5 protein-coding genes and 2 pseudogenes are annotated in these 5,373 nt (G+C 68.5%); 4 read left to right on the top strand and 3 right to left on the bottom strand.

What is annotated here, in order from left to right:
- Positions 1-141: 141 nt before the first annotated feature.
- A complete protein-coding gene (locus AC08OV_RS23205) occupies positions 142-1,248 on the top strand; it encodes a cytochrome P450 (protein WP_476615601.1) in 1,107 nt (368 codons plus the stop codon).
- 9 nt (positions 1,249-1,257) lie between these two features.
- The gene (locus AC08OV_RS23210) at positions 1,258-2,523 is read left to right on the top strand and encodes a MalY/PatB family protein (protein WP_476615600.1); all 1,266 of its coding nucleotides are present in this window, start codon (positions 1,258-1,260) and stop codon (positions 2,521-2,523) included.
- A 54-nt stretch (positions 2,524-2,577) separates the two neighbouring features.
- On the opposite strand, the gene AC08OV_RS23215 is transcribed toward AC08OV_RS23210, so the two are convergent.
- Positions 2,578-3,177 (bottom strand): YdeI/OmpD-associated family protein, encoded by a 600-nt coding sequence (locus tag AC08OV_RS23215; RefSeq protein WP_462186290.1) that lies wholly within the window; start codon positions 3,175-3,177, stop codon positions 2,578-2,580.
- A 319-nt stretch (positions 3,178-3,496) separates the two neighbouring features.
- On the opposite strand from AC08OV_RS23215, the gene AC08OV_RS23220 reads away from it, so the two are divergent.
- Positions 3,497-4,201 (top strand): Crp/Fnr family transcriptional regulator, encoded by a 705-nt coding sequence (locus tag AC08OV_RS23220; protein ID WP_476620319.1) that lies wholly within the window; start codon positions 3,497-3,499, stop codon positions 4,199-4,201.
- 82 nt (positions 4,202-4,283) lie between these two features.
- Positions 4,284-4,436 (top strand): annotated as a pseudogene (locus AC08OV_RS23225) (YibE/F family protein); the annotation flags it as partial.
- A gap of 46 nt (positions 4,437-4,482) precedes the next feature.
- On the opposite strand, the pseudogene AC08OV_RS23230 reads toward AC08OV_RS23225, so the two are convergent.
- A pseudogene (locus AC08OV_RS23230) lies at positions 4,483-4,844 on the bottom strand (ISL3 family transposase); the annotation flags it as partial.
- A complete protein-coding gene (locus tag AC08OV_RS23235) occupies positions 4,837-5,010 on the bottom strand; it encodes a zinc ribbon domain-containing protein (RefSeq protein WP_476615598.1) in 174 nt (57 codons plus the stop codon). The gene AC08OV_RS23235 and the pseudogene AC08OV_RS23230, both read right to left, overlap by 8 nt.
- Between the last annotated feature and the right edge of the window lie 363 nt (positions 5,011-5,373).

Consider the following 5,373-nt stretch of genomic DNA (forward strand, 5'->3'; position numbering starts at 1 on the left):
TGACACGCCGCCCTACCCCAAACCACCAGCGACTATCACACAGAGTGACGACCAGAGGTTAAACGGCAAGCTCAGGAGAAGGCACCAGGATGCCCGTTCGACCTTCCCCCCGGCTATCGGGCGTTGCAGGAACGGGAACCCGTGTTCCGCGCCCTGCTGCCCAGCGGGCAGGAGGCGTGGGTGGTGACGAGGCATCGCGACGTGCGTGCCGTGCTGGAGGACCCCAGGTTCAGCGCGGACAGCGGGCGCCCGAACTTCCCCAGCATGTTCCGGCAGGCCGCGCCGCAGGTGCTGCGGGGCACCTTCGTTCGCGCGGACGGCGCGGAGCACCTGAGGTACCGGCGGATGCTGGGAGTGGAGTTCACCGCGCGCAAGGCCGAGCTGTCCCGAGCCCGGATCACCGAGATCGCCGACGCCCGGATCGACGCGATGCTCGCCGCCGGGCCGCCCGTGGACCTGATGGCGATGCTCGCCTACCCGGTGCCGTCGACCGTGGTCAGCGAGCTGCTGGGGGTGCCGCGCGCGGACCACGAGTTGTTCGAGGCCAGCACCCGGATCCTGGTCAACGGCCGCAGCTCGGTCGAGGAGATGACGCGCGCCAAGGACGACATCCTCGCGCATCTCAACGGGCTGGTGGCGGCGAAGGAGCGGGAGCCCGGCGATGACATGGTCAGCCGCCTGCTGGTCAGGCACGTCGCCACCGGCGAACTGGACCGTGAGGAGGTTGCCGTGGTGGCGTGGCTGCTGCTCGCCGCGGGCCACCACACGACCGCCACCATGATCGGCACCGGCACCGCCCTGCTGCTGCGCCACCCCGACCAGCTCGCCGTGCTGAGCGACGACCCGGCGACCGTGGTGAACGCGGTGGAGGAGCTGTTGCGTCACCAGACCGCGATGCAGATCGGCATGAGCCGGGTGGCGCTGGAGGACGTCGAGCTGGGCGGCGTTCGCATCCGGGCGGGCGACGGCGTGGTGTGCCAGCTCGCCTCGGCCAACCGTGACCCGGAGGTCTACCCGGACCCGGATCGGTTAGACGTGCGGCGTTCGGCGCGTGGGCACGTCGCGTTCGGGTTCGGGCCGCACCAGTGCCTCGGCCAGACCCTGGCCCGGGTGGAGCTCCAGGTGGTGCTGGGCCGACTGTTCGAGCGCGTGCCCGGCCTGCGCCTGGCCGTCGCACCGGAGGAGGTGCCGTTCTGGCACCACGTGTTCGGCATCCACGGTGTGCGCGAGCTGCCCGTCGCGTGGTGAGGGGGACCGGTGGCGGCGCACGACGAGATGGTCGAGGACCAGATGCTGGACGCGCTCGGGCTGGAGGTGCTCAGCGCCCGGCGCAGTGAGAAGTGGCAGCGGTACTCGGCCGAGGTGCTGCCGTCGTTCCTCGCGGAGATGGACCTGCCGCTCGCCGAGCCGGTGCTCGAGGCGATCCGCAACGCGCTCGACCGCGGCGACCTAGGCTACGCCTACACCTTCACCACCAGCTCGCAGCTGCAGTCGGTGTTCGCGAACTGGCTGCGCTGCCGGTTCGGCTGGTCGGTGGATCCGGCGATGGTGATCCCGTTCCCGGACACCATGCGGGTGGTCGAGGTCGCGCTGGAGCAGTTCACCGAGCGGGGGGACGCGGTGGTGGTGGACGTCCCCGCCTACCCGCCGTTCTTCGAGGCTGTCACCGCCGCCGGGCGCGTGCTGGTGCCCAACGGCATGAAGCTGCGGGACGACGGCTGGCGGCTGAACCTGCCCGGCCTGGCCAAGGCGTTCGCCGACGGGGCCAGCACCTACCTCATGTGCAATCCGCACAACCCGACCGGCAGGGTGTTCACCGAGTCCGAGCTGCGCGCCGTGCTGAGGCTGGCGGAGCGGCACCTGGCGGTGGTGATCTCCGACGAGGTGCACGCGCCCCTGGTGTACGCCGGGCGTGAGCACGTCCCGATCGTCTCACTGCCCGGGGCCGCGGCCACCTCGTCGGTCACCGCGATGTCGGCGAGCAAGGGCTGGAACATCTCCGGCCTGAAGTGCGCGCTCGCCGTACCCGGCAGCCCCGCCGACCACGAGCGCCTGATGGGTATGCGGCCCCGCGACCGCGACGGCGTGGGCATCCTGGGCGTCGAGGGCAGCGTCGCCGCGTTCGCCGGCGGCGACCTGTGGCTGCGGCGGACGATGCGCTACCTGGAGGGGAACCAGCGGATACTCGCTGACCTGCTGGGCTGTTTCGGCTCCGACGTCACCCACCACGCCTCGGACGGCACCTACCTGGCGTGGCTGGACTGCCGCCGCATGGCCGACCGTCTGGGCATCGCCGACCTCGGCCAGTTCTTCCTCGACGTGGGCAAGGTCGCGGTCAGCGATGGCAGGCTGTACGGGGCCGAGGGCTTCGTCCGGCTCAACGTCGCCACGCCGCGCCCGGTGCTCGAGGAGCTGGTGCGGCGGATGGAGAAGGCGGTGCGCCAGGTGGAGCAGCCGGCCGGCACCGACGACCGGCACTCGCTGCCGAAGGTGCCCGCCACCGGCGTGCTGCCCTGGTGGTGAGGTCGGCGGCCACGTGCGCTGGGGGCCAGGTACGCCGTTCGTCACTCGCGTTGGTCACCCGCGTCGGGTCAGAGGAGGCACGGTGCGGCCGTTGGCCGAGTCCTGCAGTAGCTGCTCGAACCGCTTGGCCCGGGTCTGGTCCTTCTTGGCGCTGGTCACCCACCAGATGGCGGCCTTGCGGTAAGAGGCTGGCTGGCTCTGGAAGAAGGTCCACGCCGCGTCGTCGGCCTTCAGCCGCTGCTCCTGGTCGGGCTCGAAGGCGACAGAGTCCCCGTTCTGCTCGTAGGAATACGACCCGGCCTTCGCCTCGGACCGATCCTGGAGCGCCTTTTCCCCGGCGGGCCGCATCCGCCCCTCGGCACGCAGCTCCGCCACACGCCTGCGGTTCACGTCGCTCCACACGCTGCCGGGCTTGCGCCGCGTGAACCGGATGACGTAGTGCTGCTCGTCCACCCGCTGGCGCCTGCCGTCGATCCACCCCACGCACAACGCCTCGTCGACCGCCTGGGCCCACGTGATGCCGGTTCTGCCTGCTCCCTTCTTGTAGAAGCCGACCCACGCCTCACCTGCCGTCTCGTGATTGGCCTCCAGCCAGCTGCGCCATTCGTCGGGATCCGCGAAGTACGTGGCCTTGGGTTCCGGGCTACTGGACAAGACCCCTCCCGGGAGATCGCTATTGTGGCCGATGCTACCCGGCTTGTGACGTTGTGACGTGCGTCTCTTAAAGACCAAGCTGGTAGAGAAGGCGGTCTGACTGCAAACATGTCGGAATGTCGCCCGGTACGTCGACCCAATTGTCCTCAAGCGTCACCGCAGAGCATGTTATGGTGTGCATAGCGCATCCACCTAGGTCTCTTGATCCCCCGTGCGGTCATGGTGTTGTGGAGGTCGGTCCACTCTGACGTCCAGGTGATGGCTTCTTCCTTCAAGGTATCCCTAGTTCACCGTGTGAGGAAATTCCGTGATGGCCTTAATGGGCGTGTCTGACTTTGGGAAAACTGTACGAGTAATACTTGCCGAGAAAGCGGTCTCAACCGGCGTCCTGGTTTTCGAGAAGAACGAGCATGTCTACAACTGGGGCGACCGGGGCCGCTGCCTTTACCTGCTGGAACAGGGGAGGGTGAAGGCGACCAAGTCCTCCGAAGGAGGCAAGCAGTGCCTGCTGGACATCTACGTCCCGGGTGACGTGTTCGGCGAGCTGTGTCTGATCTCAGAAGCGCGAATCGAGACCATCACGGCCATGACGACCGTGGTCGTGCACGAGATCCCCAGCGCGGCCTTCCGCCTCCTGCTCGCCGACCAGGGCGTGTTGGAGGCCTTCTTTGTGTTCATGGGGGCCAAGCTGGCCGAGCAGCAGCAGATGATCACCAACCTGGTCACCATGGACAGTAGGGGTCGGCTGGCTGCCGTCCTGCTCCAGCTCGGCCGCAAGCTGGGTGAACGATGTCCGGGCGGGCTGAGGTTGCGCGAGAGGATCACCCACGAAGAGCTGTCCGCGATGGTCGGCACGACGCGATCGCGCATCGGCTACTTCCTCAATCTGTTCCAGGAGGGGGGCCTGATCCGCTGCGACCGCGGCAGGGTGATTATCAAGGAGCAGGGTGAGAACGCCTGGGCCGCCGCCTGGCCGGTCGGGTACCCGGGGAGACCGACCCCGGGCTACCACCCCCCGACCTGACCGGCGCAGGCGCGCCGCAGGGGACCTGCGACCAGATCGACGTCGTCCTGGACGTACCGGGCAGCTGAGCCTTCCCGGGCTCGTGCTGGCCAGTGTCATCATCGGCTCACTGGGCCTGATCAACGACATGACGATCACCCAGGCCTCCGCGGTCTGGGAGGTCTTCGACGCGGCCCCGCACGCCTCGTTGCGGTACCTGTACCGCTCCGGGATGCGCGTCGGACGTGACCACATCGCCTCCAGCGTCTATACGCTTGTCCTCGCCTACGCTGGCGCCGCTCTGCCGATGCTGCTCCCGCGAGTTCCCGGACCACCGCGCCGACCCGGCCCGCCAGCCGGACGGTGCGCCGCTGGTACCGCTCCAGTACACCCGGGACCTGCTCCCGAAACGTCCGCAGACAGCCCCGAGCCGGGCACACGAGCCGACGGACCACGCGACGTGCATCCAGCGCCACATCCGCCGGTGTCCGCACGTGACAGCTGTGCACCCGCGCCGTCAACGCGCCGCATCGTGGGCACGCGACCGGCCGGTCCGGGTCCGCGCCGCGACCCGGGTCCAGTCACCCTCGTCTGCCACATCCTTCACGACCAGCGGCGCCGACCCCGAGAACACCACCGCCACCAGGCAATCTACGTCAAACATAACGAATCATGACACAGCAGATCGCATCGGCTACCACCGGATGTAGTCCGGCGGCCAGCGCGACGTTGACCGCCGCGTTCACATCCCGGTCGTGCGTCGACCCGCAGGCCGTGCAGGTCCACTCCCGAACCGCCAGCGGCTTCAGGCCATCCTTCACGCCGCACACACAGCAGACCTACGACGTGCGAACCCCGGATGGAGGAGGTTGGCCGGTTCACCGACGACGATCTGGGACTGCCCACCCGGCCGCCGAGCGGTTACGCCACTTCTTCCGCACCTGGCGCCAGGACATCACTGGCGGATGAGCGAAGACCGGCCCCATCCGGATCTCAGCTCGGTTACGCCACGACCACGGTCACCAGACGGGCCGCGGCGCCCGGAACCACCAGACCCGCGGAATACGCGTTCGACCCGGTGGATGATGTTGTCGGCTGAGACTCATGGGGCATCATTCCTGGTCGGGAGTCTTGTGGAGACCGGGCGGACGGTGATCTCAGGACCCTCAACCAAGATCAAAGGGTTCTTGGGG

The sequence above is a fragment of the Frankia sp. CeTa3Moorea genome (genome assembly GCF_978021225.1).

Excerpts from the sequence above, each read along its gene's own strand:
- AC08OV_RS23220 (WP_476620319.1), top strand. The coding sequence starts at position 3,497 with ATGGGCGTGTCTGACTTTGGGAAAACTGTACGAGTAATACTTGCCGAG.